This window comes from Streptomyces sp. NBC_00212 (assembly GCF_045206365.1).
In the GTDB taxonomy this organism is placed as follows: Bacteria; Actinomycetota; Actinomycetes; order Streptomycetales; family Streptomycetaceae; genus Streptomyces.
In genome coordinates, this window is the sequence record NZ_CP108115.1 from 7,410,636 (window position 1) to 7,429,672 (window position 19,037).

At 71.3% G+C, this 19,037-nt stretch carries 18 protein-coding genes; 6 read left to right on the forward strand and 12 right to left on the reverse strand.

Features of this window, described 5'->3' with window-relative positions; genetic code table 11:
- The 4 genes from OHA17_RS33815 to OHA17_RS33830 are packed head-to-tail and all read right to left on the reverse strand — an operon-like array spanning position 1 to position 3,897.
- Entirely contained in the window at positions 1 to 1,209 is a 1,209-nt protein-coding gene (locus tag OHA17_RS33815) for an LLM class flavin-dependent oxidoreductase (RefSeq protein ID WP_406509639.1), read from the reverse strand.
- The gene (locus tag OHA17_RS33820) at positions 1,209 to 2,240 is read right to left on the reverse strand and encodes an ABC transporter substrate-binding protein (RefSeq protein ID WP_406509640.1); all 1,032 of its coding nucleotides are present in this window, start codon (positions 2,238 to 2,240) and stop codon (positions 1,209 to 1,211) included. The genes OHA17_RS33815 and OHA17_RS33820 overlap by 1 nt, the downstream gene beginning before the upstream one ends.
- Positions 2,241 to 2,278: 38 nt before the next feature.
- On the reverse strand, positions 2,279 to 3,034 hold the full coding sequence (locus OHA17_RS33825) for an ABC transporter ATP-binding protein (protein ID WP_406509641.1): 756 nt from the start codon (positions 3,032 to 3,034) through the stop codon (positions 2,279 to 2,281).
- Entirely contained in the window at positions 3,007 to 3,897 is an 891-nt protein-coding gene (locus tag OHA17_RS33830; RefSeq protein ID WP_406509642.1) for an ABC transporter permease, read from the reverse strand. The genes OHA17_RS33825 and OHA17_RS33830 overlap by 28 nt, the downstream gene beginning before the upstream one ends.
- 520 nt (positions 3,898 to 4,417) lie before the next feature.
- On the opposite strand from OHA17_RS33830, the gene OHA17_RS33835 reads away from it, so the two are divergent.
- The 5 genes from OHA17_RS33835 to OHA17_RS33855 all read left to right on the forward strand — a co-directional run bounded on the left by OHA17_RS33835 (position 4,418) and on the right by OHA17_RS33855 (position 8,265).
- Positions 4,418 to 4,840, forward strand: coding sequence for a secondary thiamine-phosphate synthase enzyme YjbQ (locus OHA17_RS33835; protein ID WP_053728490.1), 423 nt, complete (start codon positions 4,418 to 4,420; stop codon positions 4,838 to 4,840).
- A 164-nt stretch (positions 4,841 to 5,004) separates the two neighbouring features.
- A complete protein-coding gene (locus tag OHA17_RS33840; RefSeq protein ID WP_406509643.1) occupies positions 5,005 to 5,574 on the forward strand; it encodes a hypothetical protein in 570 nt (189 codons plus the stop codon).
- The gene (locus tag OHA17_RS33845) at positions 5,571 to 6,785 is read left to right on the forward strand and encodes an MAB_1171c family putative transporter (protein ID WP_406509644.1); all 1,215 of its coding nucleotides are present in this window, start codon (positions 5,571 to 5,573) and stop codon (positions 6,783 to 6,785) included. The genes OHA17_RS33840 and OHA17_RS33845 overlap by 4 nt, the downstream gene beginning before the upstream one ends.
- The gene (locus tag OHA17_RS33850) at positions 6,782 to 7,735 is read left to right on the forward strand and encodes a DNA-binding protein (protein ID WP_406509645.1); all 954 of its coding nucleotides are present in this window, start codon (positions 6,782 to 6,784) and stop codon (positions 7,733 to 7,735) included. Before OHA17_RS33845 ends, OHA17_RS33850 begins: the two co-directional genes overlap by 4 nt.
- A 56-nt stretch (positions 7,736 to 7,791) precedes the next feature.
- Entirely contained in the window at positions 7,792 to 8,265 is a 474-nt protein-coding gene (locus tag OHA17_RS33855; protein ID WP_406509646.1) for a DUF3574 domain-containing protein, read from the forward strand.
- Positions 8,266 to 8,298: 33 nt separating this feature from the next.
- Here OHA17_RS33855 and OHA17_RS33860 read toward each other — a convergent pair whose 3' ends face one another.
- From OHA17_RS33860 to OHA17_RS33890, 7 genes are all read right to left on the reverse strand, one after another.
- Positions 8,299 to 8,853 carry a phospholipase domain-containing protein gene (locus OHA17_RS33860; RefSeq protein WP_406509647.1) on the reverse strand — a complete coding sequence of 185 codons (555 nt, stop codon included), beginning with the start codon at positions 8,851 to 8,853 and terminating at the stop codon, positions 8,299 to 8,301.
- A 102-nt stretch (positions 8,854 to 8,955) separates the two neighbouring features.
- Complete coding sequence (locus tag OHA17_RS33865; RefSeq protein WP_406510882.1) at positions 8,956 to 9,534, reverse strand: hypothetical protein; 579 nt, start codon at positions 9,532 to 9,534, stop codon at positions 8,956 to 8,958.
- Positions 9,535 to 9,563: 29 nt separating this feature from the next.
- Entirely contained in the window at positions 9,564 to 10,469 is a 906-nt protein-coding gene (gene htpX / locus OHA17_RS33870; RefSeq protein ID WP_406509648.1) for a zinc metalloprotease HtpX, read from the reverse strand.
- 161 nt (positions 10,470 to 10,630) lie between these two features.
- On the reverse strand, positions 10,631 to 13,471 hold the full coding sequence (locus OHA17_RS33875) for an NHLP bacteriocin export ABC transporter permease/ATPase subunit (protein ID WP_406509649.1): 2,841 nt from the start codon (positions 13,469 to 13,471) through the stop codon (positions 10,631 to 10,633).
- A 1-nt stretch (position 13,472) separates the two neighbouring features.
- Positions 13,473 to 15,752, reverse strand: coding sequence for an NHLP family bacteriocin export ABC transporter peptidase/permease/ATPase subunit (locus OHA17_RS33880; RefSeq protein ID WP_406509650.1), 2,280 nt, complete (start codon positions 15,750 to 15,752; stop codon positions 13,473 to 13,475).
- Entirely contained in the window at positions 15,749 to 16,555 is an 807-nt protein-coding gene (locus tag OHA17_RS33885) for an HlyD family efflux transporter periplasmic adaptor subunit (RefSeq protein WP_406509651.1), read from the reverse strand. The genes OHA17_RS33880 and OHA17_RS33885 overlap by 4 nt, the downstream gene beginning before the upstream one ends.
- 84 nt (positions 16,556 to 16,639) lie before the next feature.
- Positions 16,640 to 16,867 carry a hypothetical protein gene (locus tag OHA17_RS33890; RefSeq protein ID WP_053728499.1) on the reverse strand — a complete coding sequence of 76 codons (228 nt, stop codon included), beginning with the start codon at positions 16,865 to 16,867 and terminating at the stop codon, positions 16,640 to 16,642.
- A 499-nt stretch (positions 16,868 to 17,366) separates the two neighbouring features.
- Here OHA17_RS33890 and OHA17_RS33895 point away from each other — a divergent pair, with 499 nt between their 5' ends.
- Positions 17,367 to 18,101 (forward strand): SpcZ, encoded by a 735-nt coding sequence (locus tag OHA17_RS33895; RefSeq protein WP_406509652.1) that lies wholly within the window; start codon positions 17,367 to 17,369, stop codon positions 18,099 to 18,101.
- A 48-nt stretch (positions 18,102 to 18,149) separates the two neighbouring features.
- Here OHA17_RS33895 and OHA17_RS33900 read toward each other — a convergent pair whose 3' ends face one another.
- Positions 18,150 to 19,022: a TauD/TfdA dioxygenase family protein gene (locus tag OHA17_RS33900; RefSeq protein ID WP_406509653.1), complete on the reverse strand. Its 873-nt coding sequence runs from the start codon at positions 19,020 to 19,022 to the stop codon at positions 18,150 to 18,152.
- Between the last annotated feature and the right edge of the window lie 15 nt (positions 19,023 to 19,037).

Sequence of the window (19,037 nt, forward strand, 5' to 3'; positions counted from 1 at the left end):
TCAGCGCCCGCCGCCCACCAGGAGCGGCGCCCCGCCCGGCGCGGAGGCCGGGCGCCCGTTCGCGGCCGGCACCCCGAGCAGCGGCGAGGCCGGGATCCTCGGCAGCAGGCCGCGCGCGGCGAGCTCGGGCGTCACGCCCTCGCCGAACCAGTACGCCTCCTCCAGATGCGGGTAGCCGGAGAGCACGAAGTGCTCGATGCCGAGGTCGTGGTACTCCTCGATCCGGTCGGCCACCTCCGCATGGCTGCCGACCAGCGCCGTGCCCGCGCCGCCCCGTACGAGACCCACGCCCGCCCACAGGTTCGGCGAGATCTCAAGATCGGCCCGCGAGCCGCCGTGCAGGGCGAGCATCCGCTGCTGGCCCACCGACTCGCTCCTGCCGAGCGCCTGTTGGGCCGCCGCGATCGTCTCGGCGTCGAGATCGCCGAGCAGCCGGTCGGCCGTCGCCCACGCCTCGCGCGACGAATCCCGCGAGATGGTGTGCAGGCGGATGCCGAACCGGACGGTGCGCCCACGCTCCTCGGCGAGCCCCCGGATCCAGTCGATCTTCCGCTTCACCTGCGCGGGCGGCTCGCCCCAGGTCAGATACACATCCGCGTGATCGGCGGCCGCCGGCCCGGCCGCCGGCGAGGAGCCCCCGAAGAAGATCTCCGGCAGCGGGTCCGGCGGCAGCGCGGTCAGACCGCCCTCCACCTGGTAGTGCTCGCCGTCGAAGTCGTACGGCTGCCCGCGCCAGGCACTCCGTACGACCGAAAGGAACTCCGACGTGCGCGCATAGCGCCGGTCGTGGTCGAGGTGGTCGCCGAAGCGGCGCTGCTCGGTCGAGTCGCCGCCGGTCACGACGTTGAGCAGCAGCCGGCCGCGCGTGATGCGCTGGTAGGTGGCCGCCATCTGCGCGGCGAGGACGGGGGAGATGACGCCGGGCCGGAAGGCGACCAGGAACTTCAGCCGCTCGGTGTGCTGGGCGAGCGCCACCGTCGTCAGCCAGGCGTCCTCGCACCAGGTACCCGTCGGCGTCAGGACCGCCTCGAACCCCAACTGCTCGGCGGCTTTGGCGATTTGGGCCAGATACTCGATGTCCGGCGCGCGCACCCCGGTGACCGGGGTGATCCGCGAGCGCTTGATGCCGCCGTCGGTGTAGGCGTGCCGGTCGACCAGAGTCCGGCCGTCACCGCCGGTGGGCAGGAACCAGTGCAGATGGACGGTCATCAGGAGGAGGCCTTTCCGTACGAGCGGGGCGCGGTGGTGGAAGGGGGCAGCGAACCGTTGAACCGGGTGTCGACGTAGTCCTTGAAGGAGAAGCGGCGCGGGATCAGCCTCAGATCGGCGAAGGTGTCGGCGATCTGCTGCTCCGAGGCGATCGCCGCCGGGTCCACGGCCACCGCGACCCGCGTTCCGTTGCTGCGCTTCACCGAGTCGATCGCCACGGAGTAGGGAAGGCCGGTCTCCTTCGACCAGACCTTGGCCCAGGCCTCGGGGTGCTTGAACACCCAGTCCTGGGCCCGGTTGAGGCGCTGAAGGTAGTCCCCGACGGCCTTCGCCTTCGCCGGGTCGCCCAGCGCGGCGGGCGCCGCGACCTGGAACCCGAGGCCGTTGACGACCCCCTCGCCGGTCGCCAGGACCCGCCCCTTCTTCGAGCCGAGGACCTGCGCGGTGTACGGGTCCCACACCGCCCAGGCGTCGACCTTGCCGCGGCTGAACGCGGCGAGCGCGTCGGCCGGCTGGAGGTAGTTGAGTTTGACGTCGCCGATGCCGAGCCCGGCCTTCTTCAGCGTGGCCAGCAACTGGTAGTGGGCGGAGCTTCCTTGGGCCACGGCGATCGACTTGCCTTTGAGGTCCGAGGCCTGCTTCAGCGGGGAGTCCTCCGGCACGAGGATCGCCTCACCCGCGGACGAGCCGTGGCTGGCCGCCACCACCTTGATCTTCGAGTCGGCTCCCGCGGCGAACACCGGCGGAGTGTTGCCGACCGCTCCGATGTCGACGGCCTTGGCGTTGACCGCTTCGAGCAGGGGCGGCCCCGAGGTGAACGTGGACCACTTGATCTTGTAGTCGAGGTGGTCGAGCTCACCGGCCGCCTTCAGGATGGCCTCGGAACCGCCTTTCTGGTCACCGACGTTGAGCGTGACCCCGCCGGAGCCCGAACCGGACCCGGTCTTGGTGTCGGCGGCCGAGTTCCCGCCGCAGGCGGCGACGAGCAGGGCGAGCGGCAGGAGCAGAACGGGCAGGGTGTGGCGTCGCATGAGTACGTGCTTCCTTCGCAGGGGGTTGAGCAGGGGCTTCAGAGGGAGGGGACGGCGGGCTGTGCCACGCCCAGTTCGGTGAGGAGCCGGGATCGCAGCGCCGCGAATCCGGGCGCTCCGACCGTGCGGGGCCGGTCGAGATCGACGGGTGTGTCATGGGCGATGCCGCCGTCCCGCATGACAAGGACGCGGTCCGCGAGGAGCAGCGCCTCGTCCACGTCGTGCGTGACGAGCAGCACCGCGCAGCCGCGCCGCTGCCACAGCTCGGCGACCAACTGCTGTGCCTTGATCCGGGTCAGCGCGTCCAGCGCGCCGAACGGTTCGTCGAGCAGCAGCAGATCGGGCTCGCGCACCAGCGCCCGGGCCAGCGAGGCACGCTGGGCCTCCCCGCCGGACAGCGTCTTGGGCCAGGCCCCCGACCGATGTCCGAGCCCCACCTCCTCCAACGCGCTCTCGGCGAAAGCGCGTTGGGGCTTTCCCGGAAGCCCGAGGAGTACGTTGCGCCACACCCGCTTCCACGGCATCAGCCGGGGTGCCTGGAAGGCGACGGCCCGCCGCTTGGGCACCAGCACCGTGCCCTCGATCTCCCGGTCCAGCCCGGCGAGGACCCGCAGCAGCGTCGACTTGCCGCAGCCGCTGCGCCCGAGCAGCGCGGTGAACTCGCCTGCCCGCAGGGTGAGATCGAGCCGGTCGATGACGGGCCGCCCGTCGAAGGCGCGGGTCAGCCCCTCGACCCGTACGGCATCGGCGGTGGCCGTGGTGGTGGTCACTGGCCCGTGAAGGTCGGTCGCCATTGCAGCAGCAGCCTTTCGAGAGTGCGGACGACGGCGTCGGCGAGCAGGCCGAGGAAGGCGTACACGACCAGGCAGACGACGATCACGTCAGTGCGGAAGAACTCGCGGGCCTGGTTCATCAGGAAGCCGATCCCGGCGTCCGCGTTGATCGACTCGCCGAACACCAGGGCCAGCCAGGCGGTGGCGAGCGAGTAGCGCAGCCCGGTCATCGCGCCGGGCAGGGCGCCCGGCAGCACGACGTGGCGCACAAGACCCCAGCGCCCCAGCCCCAACGCCTGCCCCGCCTCGACGAGTTGGGCATCGACGCCCCGGATCCCGGCGTACACGTTCAGATAGAGATGGAAGGCCACGCCCAGCGCGATCAGGGCCACCTTGGGGGCCTCGCCGATGCCGAGCCAGATGATGAACAGCGGGATCAGGCCCACCCAGGGCACGGTGCGCAGCATCTGCACGGTGGCGTCGATCAGGTCCTCGCCGAGCCGGGAGAGCCCGGAGGCCAGGGCCAGCGTGATCCCGGCCGCGCCGCCGATGAGCAGGCCGACGGCCACCCGCTGGAGCGAGATGGCCATCGCCGCCGGCAGCGTTCCGTCCCCGATCAGATCGGCCCCGGCGCGGGCGACGGTGCCGGGCGAGGCGAGGGTGTCGGCGCTCAACACCCCAGTGGCGCTGAGGACTTGCCACAGAACGAGCAGCGTCAGCGGCCCGACGGTACGGCGCAGCCAGCGCGGCACGGAGCGCAGCCGGCCGCGCCGGGAAGCGGCGGGAACGACCGGTTCGAGGGCGGGGCCGGACGGTGCGGCCACGGCGGCCTCATCCGAATCCGATTCAGCCGAAATATCCGGCGGGGCATGGTCGACGGTCATGGGGACTCCATGGAGAGGGCGAGGAGGGAGGGTGGGCCTCGGGGGCAGCGGCGGCCGCCACCACGGCGCGGACATGCGCGGACGCGCGCCCTCGCCGGGCGGTGGTGCGGGGCGTGTGCGTCCGGCCGCACGCGTCGGCGGGCGACGGCAGGCGCAGGCGCAGGAAGGCTCGGGAAGGCTCTGGAAAAGAGGAGAGGCGTACGACGTCACGGGTCGCGACGGGCCGGGGAAGGAGGCCTCAGCAGCCGTGACCTGCGGAAAGAAACGTCAGCACGTCACAGAGAGGTGCCCGCCTGAAAGGACGTCAGCAGCCGCGACAACAGGCGGCGGACGCCACCCGCAGCAGGTCGATGTGACCGCGCGTGGTGAGCAGGGCTGTACGCAACATGGCGTGAACGTAGCGACCCGTTCCGGACGGGGTCAACGGTGTCTCGCCCATCGGACGCGCGATCTTGCCCGTTGGGCGCGGCCCCGGTGCGGCTGCCGCGCGTACCCGGCGCCCGGGCGGGAGGATGGAGCCATGTCCGACGCCTTCACCACCCGCATCCTGAACATCGCGACCGGCTCCCGCGAGACGGTCACCGATCTGACCGAGGACTGCGAGGAGTTCCTGACGCAGCGAGCGGCCGGCCGGGACGGCCTGCTCAATGTCTTCGTGCCGCACGCCACGGCCGGCATCGCGGTCCTGGAGACCGGCGCGGGCAGCGACGACGACCTGCTCGCCGCCCTGCACACACTGCTCCCCGCCGACGACCGCTGGCAGCACCGGCACGGCAGCCCCGGCCACGGCCGCGACCACGTCCTGCCCGCCCTGGTGCCGCCGCACGCCACGCTGCCGGTGATCGGCGGGCGGCTCGCGCTCGGCACCTGGCAGTCGGTGTGCCTGGTGGACACGAACAAGGACAATCCGAACCGGCAGGTGCGGCTGAGTTTTCTCGGCTGAGTCCGGCGAAAGGCACTTCAACAGTAGGCGAGTTGAGGGGTGTGGCATCATGGCCGCGTTGTCTGCCCGGGGATTCGGCAGGCTGAATCCCCGGCACCACTGAAATCGGCATTGCAACGGCCTGCTTCTCCAGCGTGGAAGGCGTGGAAGGCTAAAGGATGAAGGTGTCTGGCTCTGCGTTACCGTCGCCGGAGGACCGTCGGCTCAGGCGCCGTCTCAAAAAGGTTCGTCAAACCTGTGAGGCGCTGCTCGCGGACTGGGGCATGGAGCACGGCTGCGGCATCGATGAACTGCACCACTATCTCAGCACGCAGAATCAGCGGCCGATCCATCTCATTCCGATGCCCTTCCCGGAACGTCATCTCTTCGGCCTTTGGCTGAAACTCGACGACTTCGACATCATCGCTTACGAGAAGGCCGCCTCCGCGTCACACAAAGAACACATCATTGCCCATGAACTGTCCCATATCGCCTTCGCCCACCGAGGGTCCGTGGAATTCGACCACAGTGATACGAGTCAGTTGTTCACGGATGTCGAACCGGCGGTGGTCCAGAGCATGTTGATGCGTTCCCGCTACAGCGACGACGAGGAGCAGGAGGCCGAGACGATGGCCTCGCTGATCCTGGCCCGCGCCACCAAGAGGTGGCTGGAACCCGCCTGGGGCGTGCCGGAGGAGGCCGCGGAGATCGTCGCCCGCATCGAGAACGGCGTCGGCAATCCGGATCAGTCATGAATACCGTCAACCTCGTCCTCACCTGGGTCTGTTCCCTCGGCGGCCTCGCGGCGTTCGGTTACCGGCTGCCGGATCTGCTGCGCAGAAAGCATGACGTCGCCCTGTGGGCGCTGTGCGTCTACTTCCTGTGTTCCGGGATCAGTTTCCTGGTCGACCTGGACGCGCTGCGGGTGCACATTTCCGACTTGTTCGGCCTGCCCAACATCACGTCGCTGATTGTCCAGGTCGCCGTCGTCGTCCTCACCGCGGCGCAGCAGGTCGTCCTCGTCTACTGGTCGTCACCGCCCGAAGAGGCCCGGCTCAGGGCAAGGCTCCGGGTGCTGTTCTTCGGCGCCGCGCTGTGTGTCCTGGTGGTGGCCTCGCTCGCGGTCAGCCCGGTCGCCAGCGCGAAAACGGCCACGTCGACGATCCTTCTCAGCATTCAAGACGGCCGCTACGCGCTGTACATGTCGTTCTATCTCGTCATCTGCGGCATCGGGCAATTCGAGACGGTCCGGCTCTCGCTGCGCTTCACGAAGATGGCCAACCGGCAATGGCTCAAAGTCGGCATGCGCACCGTGACCGTCGGCGCGAGCCTGATCCTGGTCTACTGCGTCACCCGCAGCATTCAGATCGCCGGCACCAGGCTGCACTTCGACGCCTCGGCCCTCGACCCCGTCCAGTGGTCGTGCGGCACCATCGGCGCGCTGCTCCAGATCACCGGCTGGACCATTCCGTCCTGGGGCATCCACCTCACCCGCGCCGCGGGCTGGCTGCGCAGCTACCGCTCCTACCTGCGGCTGCGCCCCCTGTGGTGGGCGCTGTACCAGGCCTCGCCGGACATCGCGCTCGACCCGCCCCGGTCCTGGGCGCGGGACCTCGTCCCGCCGCGCGATCCGCACTACAGCCTCTACCGGCGCGTCATCGAAATACGCGACGGACAGCTGATGCTGCGCACCTCGCTCTCGCTGGCCGACTTCTCCCGGGTGGCCCGCTCCCTCGACCTCCCCGAGGACCCCACGTCGCCGCTCGGCGAGGCGCTCCAGGTGCGCGCCGTCCTGAACCGCCCGGCCGAGGAACGGGACGAACAGGCCGACGCCGCCGACATTCCGGCCCGGCCGCCGTACGACGACTTCCGCGACGAGGTGGAGTGGCTGACCCGGGTCGCTTCCTCGTTCACCGCCCTCACCCAGGGCCGGGCGGTGCGCGCGGCAGACAGAATCCCCTCATGACGCAGGCGGGCCCCCCAAGACGCGACGCGAACGGCCGTGAGCACCTGACTCCCTTCGCGCTGCGCGCAGTTGAGCGCCTCGTGGCCCTCGACGCCGGGCACGGCGCGACAGCCGCGGTGCCCGCCGTACGCGACCTGCTGCACGGCGTCCCGGAGCTGTCGGCCGACCCCGCCGCCCTGCGCGACGAGGAGAGCGACCTGCTCGCCGCCCTCGCCGAACTCTGCGAAGTGATCGGCTGGATCCTCTTCGACGCGGGCCTGAACCGCACGGCCCACCGCATGAACACCCGCGCCCTGGCCCTCGCGGAACTCTGCGGCGACCGCGCCACCGCCCGCCTGGTGCTGCTCAACGACAGCATGCTGCACGCCCGCACCGGACACCCGAGGGCCGCCCTGGAATCCGCCGCCCGGGTGGTCGGACCCCGCCCGCTGCCGACCCTGGTCGGCACGCTCGTCCTGGTCCGCCGGGCGCACGCGGCCGCCATGCTGGGCGGCCGCCGGGACGCCGACGAGCTCATCTCGCGTGCCCGGAGCCGGTTCCTCGACGGCGCCTCGCGCCAGGACCCGCCCTGGGCCTGGTGGATCGACCAGGCCGAACTCACCGGCCACCACGGCTGGGTGCTCGCCAGGCTGCACGACTGGGACCGGGCCATCCCCCTGCTGTACGAGGCCGCCACCGCCCCCGGCCCCTCCTACCGCCACCTCTTCACCGCGGAACTCCTCGCGGCCCTGGCCGGCGCCGAGGCCTGGAGCGACGCCGAGGACCTCATCGCGGACCTCGCCCCGCGCGCCGCGAGCATCGGCTCCGTACGGACGACCGAGACCCTCGCCCGTACCGCCGCCCGCTTACGCGGCTGCCCGGCGGCGCCCGTGAACCTGCGGGACGCGGCGGCCTTCCTGCTCGCGTCCGTCCCCTCGCCCTCCTACGGCCAGGACGCTCCTTCCCGCTAGGACCCCCTGGCACCGCCAGGAACAACCCCCACCTCAAGCCGACAGACAGGGACAACATGCTCCAGATCCGGGTGTCCACGCCCGCGGCCGCCGCATTCGTGGCGGTCGTCCTCCTCTTCGCCACCGGAGGACCGGTGTCCGAAGTCGCCTACGGCACGTCCGCCGCCGCGTCGACGCAAACGCAGACGGCCGCCTCCGGCAGCCCCTATCTGGCGACCCATCTCTACTTCGGCACAGGCCGCCACAACGGCGAACCACCCATAACCGACGACCAGTTCATGAAGTTCGTCGCCGACGTGATCACCCCCCGCTTCCCGTCCGGGCTGACCATCCAGCAGGGCCGCGGCCAGTGGCGCGACAAGACCGGATCCATCAACCGCGAGATCTCATACGAGCTGACGGTGCTCTATCCCGCCCGCGAGGCCCACACCCACGACCCCGACATCGAGTACATCCGCAACCTGTACTGCGCGATGTACGGCCTGGAGTCGGTGGGCCGGGCCGACGTGAAGGCCCAGGCCGACTTCTGAGCCGGACCGGCCCCGCTGCCCGGCGCGCGGTGCTCACAGCCTGAGCCGCCGTACGACGAAGAGCATCGCGCCCAGCAGCACCAGAACCGTCCCCGTGATCAGCGAGTCGAGGTCGGTGACCCCGGCGATCGCGAGCCGCCGCCCGTCCGCGGCGGCCTCGCGGGGCGTGACGGTGACGGGCACGGCACCGGCCGCCCGGTCCGCGCCGGTCGCGGGTGACGGGGACGGCGCCGGCGAAGGCGAGGGGGAAGCCGTCGCACAGTTCAGTACGCCGCTCACGTCCTGACGGAAGCCGTCCGGGCCGAGGACCGTGAAGCGATAGCTCTGGCGGTCGGCGACCGGAACCAGGATGGTCCGCGACCGGCCCGGTGCCACGGCGGCCGAGACACCGGCCAGTTGGAAGGTGAACGGTGCGTCGCCCCCGTTGCTCGCCGTGACGTCCACGCCGCCCCGGGCGCAGTCGTCCACCGCGGCGACGGATGGCTGGGGCCCCCGCGCGGGCAGGGCCGCGGCGGTGCTCGCGACCGCGCTCAGGGTCGCGAGCAGCACGGCCCAGCGGGCCGCACTCCGCTTCGATGCGTGCCTCACGAAAGGCCCTTCGCGCCGAGGGCTGGGACGCCCTCCAGTACGGAAACGGTCGGCCCGATGTTCAACAGGCGTCAGCAGAAGGGCCGTTGAGGCACTCGATCCTCACAGCCCCGGCGCGCCCCAGACCGGGAACCAGCGGGACAGGTCGCCCTCGATGCGCAGGTCGTCCGCGACGACCGCCCTGATCCGCAGCTCAAGCGCGTTGTCCCGCTTCTCCCCGGACAGCGGCGCGAACGGGTAGAACGTGCCCCGCTTGTAGAGGTACACCAACGCGAACGTCCGGCCCTCCACGTCACTGAACCCGACCAGGGAACACAGGAGTTGGGGGCCGAAGCCGGATCCTTCAAGCGCGGTGTTCACGGCGTGCAGATCGCCGACGAGCGAGGCCAGGTCGTCGGGGCCGCGACGGGACAGGAGCCACGAGTATCCGTAGGAGTCGCGGCTGAACTCCACCGAGGACGCGTCCCGTTCGGTGTCCGCGTTGAGCAGATCCGTCACGTCCTGGCGGATCCGGGCGAACGCCGAGCCCTCCACCGTCGTGAAGCACACCGAGCCCCGCCCGGTCGGCGTGAACCCGGCGGCGGCCTGCAGCGTGACCGCCGCCGACGGGAGCCCGAACAGCCGGTCCAGGTCGGGGGCCGCGGGCCGGGTGCGGCCGAGCAGGATGTCCAGGAAGCCCATGCGCTCCGTCCTCGGTCGGGGGGTGGCGGTCATGCCGGGCGGCCGAGCTCCGCGGAGATCTTCGCCAGGCTGTCGAGGCGCTGCTCAAGCGTCGGGTGGGTGTTGAAGAGGCGGGACAGGCTGCTGCCCTTGCCGAAGGCCGGGACGAAGTAGAACGCGTTGAACGCGCTCGCCGTGCGCAGGTCCTTGCTGGGGATGCGGGCGATGTCCCCGTCGAGCTTGGTCAGCGCCGATGCAAGGGCCGAGGGATGCCCGGTGAGCAGCGCCCCCGCCCGGTCGGCGGCCAGTTCCCGGTAGCGGGACAGCGCCCGGATGAGGAGGAAGCTGAGCGAGTACACCGCTGCCGAGACCGCCATCACGCCGAGCAGTACGACCATGGTGTTCTGGTCGCGCCGCCCGCGGCCCCCGTACATCTGGGAGTAGAAGGCGAAGCGAACGATGAGCCCCGCGATGACGCCCAGGAACGAGGCGACGGTGATCACCGCGACATCGCGGTGCGCGACGTGCGACAGCTCGTGCGCCAGGACGCCCTCCAGCTCGTCGGGCTCCAGGCGGCGCATCAGCCCGGTGGTGACGCAGAGCACCGCGTGATCGGCGTTGCGGCCGGTGGCGAACGCGTTGGGGAGGTCGGTGTCGGAGACCGCGACCTGAGGCCTCGGCATGTCCGCGGTCGCGCAGAGCCGGTCCACGATGCCGTGCAGCTGGGGCTGCTCCTCGCGGGTCACGACGCGGCCGTGCATCGCGTACAGGGCGATCCGGTCGGAGAACCAGTACTGCGACACGAGGACGGCCGCCGCCACCACGACGACCACGAGCGTCGACTTCAGCAGGACCAGGAGGGCCCCGACGAACGCCACGTACAGCAGGCCGAGCAGAAACAGGGTGACCAGCATGCGGGCGGTCAGCTGCCGGTCGGGCTCGAAGCGACTGTGCACGGCCTTCACACCCTCGCCGGAGCGATACGGGCCGTCCGCATGCGGGCCCGCGCGGCCGGGGCCGGGGGTCGGAGGAGGGGCGGCACATTCCTCTTGATCATGGCGTTCTCCAGGACCGGTGAAGTGGTGCTCACTCTCCACAATGCCACCGCGCCGACCGTTCAGCGCAGCTGCCGCCGGACCAGTTCGTGCAGGCGTCCACGGGGGTCGGCGAGGAGCTCGGCGGGCGGCCCCTGCTGCACGATCCGGCCCTCCGACATGACGATCACGCGGTCGGCGTCCAGGACGGTGGAGAGCCGGTGGGCGATCACGACGCGGGTGGCCCGCAGGCTCCGGGTGCTCTCGATCACGATGCGCTGGGTCTCGTTGTCGAGGGCGCTGGTGGCCTCGTCGAAGAAGAGGACGCGGGGCCGCCGGACCAGCGCCTGGGCGATCATGAGGCGCTGGCGCTGGCCGCCCGAGATGGCACCGCCGCCGGAGATCATCGTGTGCAGCCCCATCGGCATCCGCTTGATGTCCTCGGCGAGGCCCGCCATCGCGGCGGCCTCCCACGCCTCCTCCTGCGTGAACACCTCCGCCCCGCAGATGCAGTCCAGGATCGACCCGGTGAGCGGCTGGGCGTTCTGCAGCACGACCCCGCACTGGCGGCGCACGGCCGCCCGGTCGAGGGCCGACAGGTCCTGGCCGTCGTACAGCACACTGCCGGAGACCGGGTCGTCGAAGCCGATGAGCAGCCGCAGCAGCGTCGACTTGCCGCAGCCGCTCGGGCCGACGACCGCCACGAACTCGCCCGGCGCCACCTTCAAGGACACGCCGTCCAGGACCAGCGGCCCGTCGTCGGTGTAGCGGAAGGACAGGCCCCGTGCCTCGATCTCACCCGACAGCGCGCCGGGCTGCGTGCTCGCCCCGCGCACCTCGGGCGCCTCGTCGAGCACCGGCTTGATCTGCTCGAACATGGGCAGCACGGCGGCGGCCGAGATGAACGCGCCGGTGAGCTGCGTGACCGCGGTGAGCAGCATCGTCATCGCGGTGTTGAAGGTCAGGAACGCGCTGGCCGACAGGGAGCCGCGGGCCGGGCCCGCGAGCAGGACGAACAGGAGCAGTGAACACAGCGGCAGGTAGACGGCGTTGAGGACCGTCGTCAGGTTCTTGATCCGGCCCGCCCGCTTCTGCAGCTCCCGGCTGCGCGCGAACTCGCCCGCCCACGCCCCGTACGCGAAGCTCTCCGCCGCCGCGACCCGCAGCTTGGGCAGTCCGCGCAGGGTCTGGAACGCCTGGTTGTTGAGCTTGTTGCCGAGCTCGACCAGGCGGCGCTGCCAGCGCAGCTCCCACATGCCCATGGCGAGGAACACCGCGGCGATGACGATCAGCAGGGCGATCGCCACCAGCGCGAGCGGCACGCTGAAGCAGAGCAGCAGGACGAGGTTCATCACCCCGACCGTGCCGGCCTGCACGGCGACCGGGCCGATGCCCGACAGGACCCGCCGGATCGCGCTGACCCCCATCGCCGCACTCGCCAGCTCGCCGGTGGAGCGCTCGGCGAAGAACTTCGTGGGCAGCCGCAACAGCCGGTCCCACACGGCGGGTTGAAGGGTGCTCTCGATCCGTCCTTCCATGCGCAGGATGGTGAGGTTCTGGAGCAGCGTGAACGCGGCCGACACGACGCCGGAGACGATCACGGCGAGCGAGACCTGCACGATGAGGCTGTTCTCGGCGCGCGGCACGTAGACGCCGAGCACCTGCCCGGTCGCGATCGGCACGAGCGCGCCGAGCGCCACCGTCACCAGACCGGCGAGCAGCAGATTGCGTACGTCGGCGCGGGTGCCGCGCAGGCTGAACCGCAGCAGCCCCCACTTGCCGGGCACCCGCTCCGGCAGCGGCCGGTAGAACATGACGGCCCGCCGCTCGAACTCCTCCGCGTTGTCCGCGTCCACGCGGGTGCGGCGCCCGGACACCGGATGCACCGCCTCGTAGCCGCCGCGCCGCCACAGCAGGGCGACCGTGGTGCCGCTGGTGCGGTGGCCCACCAGCGGGCCGGAGTCCTCGCGCCACCAGCGCCCCTCCAGCCGCACCGGCCGGGTGCGGATCCGCGAGGCGACCGCGACCCGCTCCACCGCGTCGATCCGGTCGCTGACCGCGCCGCCGAGCGCCGGGTCCGCGAGCGTGATCCCGGCCGCGTCCGCGACGAGGCGGCACGCCGCGTACGTCGCGTCATCGCTCGCACCCGCCGTACGCGAAGGCGCCTTGCGGGTGCGTCCGATCGAGGTGAGCAGCGCCCGGTCGGCTTCCTCGCGGACGGCTTCGCCCGCCTTGATGCCGGCCGCGGTGCGGTCCTCGTGGGCGCGCTCCAGACGCTCGATCCAGCGGTCGAGGGCGGAGAGCAGCCGGTACTGCTGGTTGACCATGCCCTGCCACAGGGCGCCGTCGACCAGCAGATCGCCGGCCGCCTCCGCGCTGAACGCCGCCCCGTACTGCACACTGCCCGGCGACACCGGGAGCCACAGGATGTCGTCGTCGGCCACCGCCTCGTCGAGGGCGGTGCGGCCGTCCAACGGGGCCTCGAACAGGACGCGTTGACCCCGACCGACCCCGAGCGAGAAGGCGTGCTCCAGGAGGCTGAGCGCCGCGTCCCCGGTGTCGTACTGGCTGAGGTGCTGCCCCTCGTAGCCGCCCGATTCCGGGTACCGGTACAGCTCGCGCAGCGGGATGCGGCGCAGCACGCACTCGCGCAGCGGGCGGCCGACCAGCGTGTGCTGCGGGCCCTCGACCGGGCCGAGCAGCAGCGTGCCCGGTTCGAGCCGGCCGAGGAAGTGCCAGTGCCCCTGGGCCACCGCGTCGACCGCGAACAGGTCGAGCGCGCCGCTGACCACGAGCCACAGCACCTGCGGCCCGTCCAGCGAGAAGCTGCGCAGGCCGGCGCAGTCGATGTGCTGCCCGAGCCCGCCGAGCGCGCCCACGACCGGATCGGCGCCGGGCTCGGCGACGGGGTGTACGGAGGTCACCTCAGTGCTCCCTGACCAGCTCGGCGTACGGTCCCGCGGCGGCGACCAGGTCCTCGTGCCGGCCGCGCTCCACGACGGTCCCGTGGTCGAGCACCACGATCTCGTCGCTGTCGCGGACCGTGCTGAGCCGGTGGGCGATGACGACGCAGGCGCAGCCGCGGCGGCGCAGATTGTCGATGATGACGTGCTCGGTCTCGGCGTCCAGGGCGCTCGTCACCTCGTCCAGGACCAGGATGCTCGGCCGCCGCACCAGTGCCCGCGCGATCTCCAGACGCTGACGCTGGCCGCCGGAGAAGTTGCGCCCGTCCTGCTCGACCCGGCTGTGGATGCCGCCGGCCCGGCGCGCGACGACCTCGTACAGGGCCGCGTCCCGCAACGCGGCCACGACCGCGTCGTCCGGGATCGAGGGGTCCCACAGCGCGACGTTGTCGCGGACCGTGCCCTCGAAGAGGAAGACGTCCTGGTCGACGAAGGAGACCGAGGCGGCGAGTGCCCCGCGCGGAATGTCCTCCAAGCGCTGCCCGTCGATGCGGATGGTGCCCTCCCAGGGCGCGTACAGGCCCGAAATGAGCCTGGACACCGTCGACTTGCCGCTCCCGGAGCCACCGACGAGGGCCACCTGCTGACCCGGGCCGACGGTCAGCGAGAACCCGGTGAGCAGGGGTTTGTCGAGCGGGCTGTAGCCGAAGGTGATGTCTTCGAGCGTCACATGGCCCGTGAGGCGGCGCGTGCTCGCGGCCGGCTCGGGGCGGGTGTGCAGCGCGTCGACGGGGAAGTTCTCCACGTCCTTGAGCCGGGCCACGTCGGCCGCGAAGTCCTGGATGCGGCCCGCCACGCCGTTGAGCCGGGTGACCGGCGCGGTGAAGCGGGTCACCAGGGCCTGGAACGCGACGAGCAGACCGATCGAGATGTGCCCCTCCACCGCCCGCAGTCCGCCGATCCACAGGATCAGCGCACTGTTCAGCGTGGCGAGCGCGGGAGCGACGACACCGAGCCAGGCGCTCGGCACACCCAGGCGCTGCTGCTCCTCCAGGGTCGTGGCGTGCTGCCCGGCCCAACGCCGGAAGTACCCGTTCTCGCCGCCGGTGGCCTTCATCGTCTCGATGAGCTGGAGCCCGGTGTACGAGGTGTTGGTGAGCCGGGCGCTGTCGGCGCGCAGCTTCTGCGTGCGAGTGGCCCGCAGCCGTACGACGATGCGCATCGCCACCACGTTGAGCAGCGCGATGCCCACCCCGATGACGGTCAGCTGCGGATCGTAGGTCCACAGCAGGAAGGCGTAGAGCAGCACGACGATGCCGTCCACGGCCGCCGCCGTCAGGTCGCGCGCCAGCGTCTCGGCGACCGCGTCGTTGGACTGGAGCCGCTGCACGAGGTCGGCGGGGCTGCGCTGCGCGAAGAAGGTGACCGGGAGCCGCAGCAGATGCCGGAAGAAGCGGGCGCTGCTGAGCGTGGAGGAGATGATGCGCCCCCGCAGCAGATTCGCCTGCTGGAGCCAGGTCAGCACCACGGTGAGCGCCACCATGGTGCCCATCGCCGCGAACAGCACGCCGAGCAGAGAGGTCTGATGACCTATCAGGAACAGGTCGATGTACGTACGGCTCAGGGCGGGCAGCGTCGCGCCGACCGCCACGAGGAGCAGGCTGGCGAGCAGCGAGGCCAGCATGGTGCCCGTGGTGCCGCGAAGGCGCGCGGGCAGCGCGCCCATGACGCCGGGCTTGCGGCCGCCGCGCCGGAAGTCGGGACCGGGTTCCAGGACCAGGACGACTCCGGTGAAGCTGGTGTCGAAGTCCTCCGTCGGCACGAACCGGCGGCCCTTGTCCGGGTCGTTGATGTGCACGCCCCGTCGGCCCAGGCGCCGCCCCATGCCGTCGTAGACGACGTAGTGGTTGAACTCCCAGAACAGGATGGCGGGCGCCTGGACTTCGGCGAGCGCCGCCGGCTCCATCTGCATGCCCTTGGCCGTGAGCCCGTAACTGCGGGCCGCCTTCAGGACGTTGCTGGCCCGTGAGCCGTCGCGCGAGACGCCGCACGCGATGCGCAGCTCTTCGAGGGGCACGTGGCGGCCGTGGTGGGCGAGCACCATGGCGAGGGAGGCGGCGCCGCACTCCAGGGCCTCCATCTGGAGGACCGTGGGGCTGCGCACGGTCTTGGTGCGCCCGGCCCTGGGTGCCTGCCGACCGCGTGAACGGCGGCTGCGGTCGGGGGAGTTGGCGGGTCGTCGGCGGCCGTGACCGGTGGGCGGGAGCTGTGGGGCGGCGGGCGATGCGTGCGGTGCGGTCACGGGAGCAGCCAATCGATGGGACGCCGGTCGGCCAGCTGGACGGTGCCGGTGGCCAGGGTCATGGAGTCGACGGCGAACGGCGGGCCCTCGGCCGACGACCAGCGGTAACCGGACTTCGTGCCGGGCGCGGCATCGAGCACCACCTGGACCCCGACGGGCCTGCCGTGCTGCGAGAACTGCTCGGCGAGCTGGGCGTCGCCGAGGAACGCGGCGATCTGCTGCTGTGTCTGCGGAGCCCTGCCGACCGCGGCCACCCGGCCGCGCAGCACCCCGTACTGTTCGGCCGGCACGGACTGCACGGTGAGGTCGACCGAGGCGCCCACGGGGACGCTCGCGACGCTGTCGCCGGGCAGGTAGAGCATCACCACCAGAGGGTCGTCGGCGCCGCCGGTCCGCTCCACGCTCGCCACGTTCGCACCGGTGGCGACGACCGAGCCGATGGTGGCGGAGAGGCTGGTGAGGCGGCCCGCGGCGATCGCCCGGACGGTCCGGTCGCCCTGCGCCGTACGGACCTTGAGGAGCGGCGCGTCGGCGGCGAGGGTCTGGCCCTCCTTGGCGAAGACGCCGGTGATCTGGCCCGCGACCGGGCTCTGCAGGACGTAGCTGCCCTGCGCGTGCGTGAGGATGCCGGGTGCGTCGATCGTGGCGGAAACGGAACCCGTCACGGCCCAGAAACAGGCCGCGGCCATGACCAGCACAGTGACAAGAAGGACGAGCCTGCCCTGCGGGCGCGCGAAACGCACCGGCAGGTCGAGTTCCTCCGGTGACTGCAGTTTGGAAAGGGCCTGTTGGCGAAACTGCAAGAAACTCTTTCCTTAACCGTGAACCATCCGCAAATCATCCGCAAAGCCCCGGAACCGAGGGGGTTCCGGGGCTCACGCGCGATCTCAGAGACCGGCGACGAGGCCCGTGGCCAGGCCGGTGACGGCGCCGGTGTTCACGCCGGTGACCGAGCCGACGAGGCCCGTGACGGAGCCGACGATGCCGGAGACCGGGAGGATCGAGTCGGCGGTGCCGGTCACGTTGCCGAGCGCGGTGCCGACGAGGCCGCCGGACACGTTGTCGAGGTCGGCGTCGGAGATCTCAAGGGTCTCAACCTGGGGAGCGTTGTTCATGGTGAGTACTGCCTTTCATGGGGACATTTCCTATCGGGAACTCCTTGCCGGGGCTCCCGCAGTGGCCAGGATCAAAACACGCCGAGAGCTTTCACAGCCAATCGCCGAGGGACTGATCAGGGGTTGGTGGGCGCCATGAATTGCGGTCGCGTGCAGGTGTGTTCATGATTTGGGGTCAGATTCTTCACGAGCTTCACGAGATGAATTCCTGGCGCTCAGTGTTCACTTTTCTCAACTGGGACACTCCCGCCCCAAAGCCCCTGCCGCCGGTCCGGACCCGAGGCCGGTCCGTGACCTCGGTGACGGGGTTGCGCATGGGGTGTGCAGGTTTTCGGAAGGCGACCCTCCGTTTGCCTCCGAGGCATGCGCCCGGCGTCGGGCCGCGCAGAACAAGCGGCTCAAGCCACCTGCGCTTCATGATCCATAGGGGTACGGTTCGGGACATCTCCCTTCCCAGCGCCCGAGTTGGGGTGGACCGGCCGAGACAGGAGACGGGCCCATGCGTGCCGAGGAGTCCAGCGATGTGGATGCCACGCCCGAAGACGGGCCGTCCGGCGAGGGCATGGAGCCGTGGCCGGTTCAGCTCGCCACGGCGCTGAGCGAGGGGGCCGGGGAGCCGCAGGGGGTGGGCCGGGCAGCGGCTGAACTGGCGCGCCTGGAGGGCCGGGCGCCGTTCCGGGTGGTCCACGACTGGTACGCGTCCACGGTCGTGCCGATGCTGGTGGAGGCGGCCACCCGGCGCGGCGAGGACGCGGGCCACCTTGCAGCCGTCGGGCGGCTGCACACCCGCGCCCTCAACGGGGAGCGGATCGAGGCGGCCGAATGGACGGCCACCCTCGAACCGGCGCTGCGCGAGCTGTACCGCTCCGCCTACCCCTATACCGAGGCACATGCCACCGCTACCGCGAACGCCCACGCGTACGCGATGGCCAACGACTACGGCGCGGCCGAGGCGACGCGGTTCGCGGCCGGCTACGCGGAGCTCAACACCACGGCCAACGCCCGCTCCTGCGCCGTGGCGAACGCCCTCGCCAACGCGCGGGCCGTCGCGCTCGCCTACGCGGACGCCGACGGGCGGGCCTATGCGGCGACCTACCCCTACGCCCGCGTCAATGCGTGCGCCTTCGCGCTCGCGGGCCCGGACACAGGGGAGGGCGAGGAAGGGAGCGAGGGGCGGCGGGTGGCTTTCGGGCGGCTGGCCGACGGCTTCGCCGACAGCCTCGCCCGCGTCTGACCGGCCCGAGTCCGACCCGCCCGGGTCCGAGGCAGGCCCCGGCCGCCCTCAGGCCAGCGGGCGCTGCCCGTTGATGGCGACGCGGCGGCCGTACCGCGAGTGCGGGTAGTAGTCCCAGGTCGCATGGTGCTGTACGCAGCGGTTGTCCCAGAACACCAGCGTGTTCGGGGTCCACCGCACCCGGCAGTTCAGGAACGGGGTGCGGGCGATCTGGTCGTACAGCATGGCGAGCAGCGCCCCGCTCTCGGCGCGCGACAGCTGCACGATGTGCGAGGTGTAGGCGCCGTTCACGAACAGCAGCTTGCGGCCGGTGTCCGGGTGGCGCACCACCACGGGGTGTTCGGTCCTGGGGGCGACGTATCCCTCGGGCGGTGTCGCGCCCTGCCACGGCAGCAGCCCGTCGTGCACGGCGGTGAGCCCGTCGAGCAGGGACTTCATGTGGGGCGACAACATCTCGTACGCCAGATGCATGTTGGCGAACAGGGTGTCGCCGCCGCTGCCCGGCTCGGGTGTGTGGGTGATGTAGAGCATGGAGCCGAGGGAGGGCTCGGCGTCGGCCGTCCCGTCGGCGTGCCACCCGTTGCCGGCCACCGCGCGCGAGTCCTTGGTGGTGCTGATTTCGAGGACGTAGGGATCGGAGCCCTCGGCGGGCAACGTCACCGGGTGGAGCTCGCCGAAGTGCGAGGCGAGCCGCTTGTGGTCCGCGTCCGACAGCTCCTGGTCGCGGAACACGAGAACGTGGTGGGCGAGGAATGCCCGTCTCAGCTCGCCGAGTTGATCGTCCGTGAGCTCCTTGGACAGGTCGAGCCCCGACACCTCGGCGCCGATCAGTGGTGTCAACGGGTCGAGGGAGAGGGTGTGGTGAGCCTCCGGCGGGCGGGTGGTGATGCGCTCGATGGCGTCCAGCGCGAACTGTTCCATGTGTCCTCCTGATGG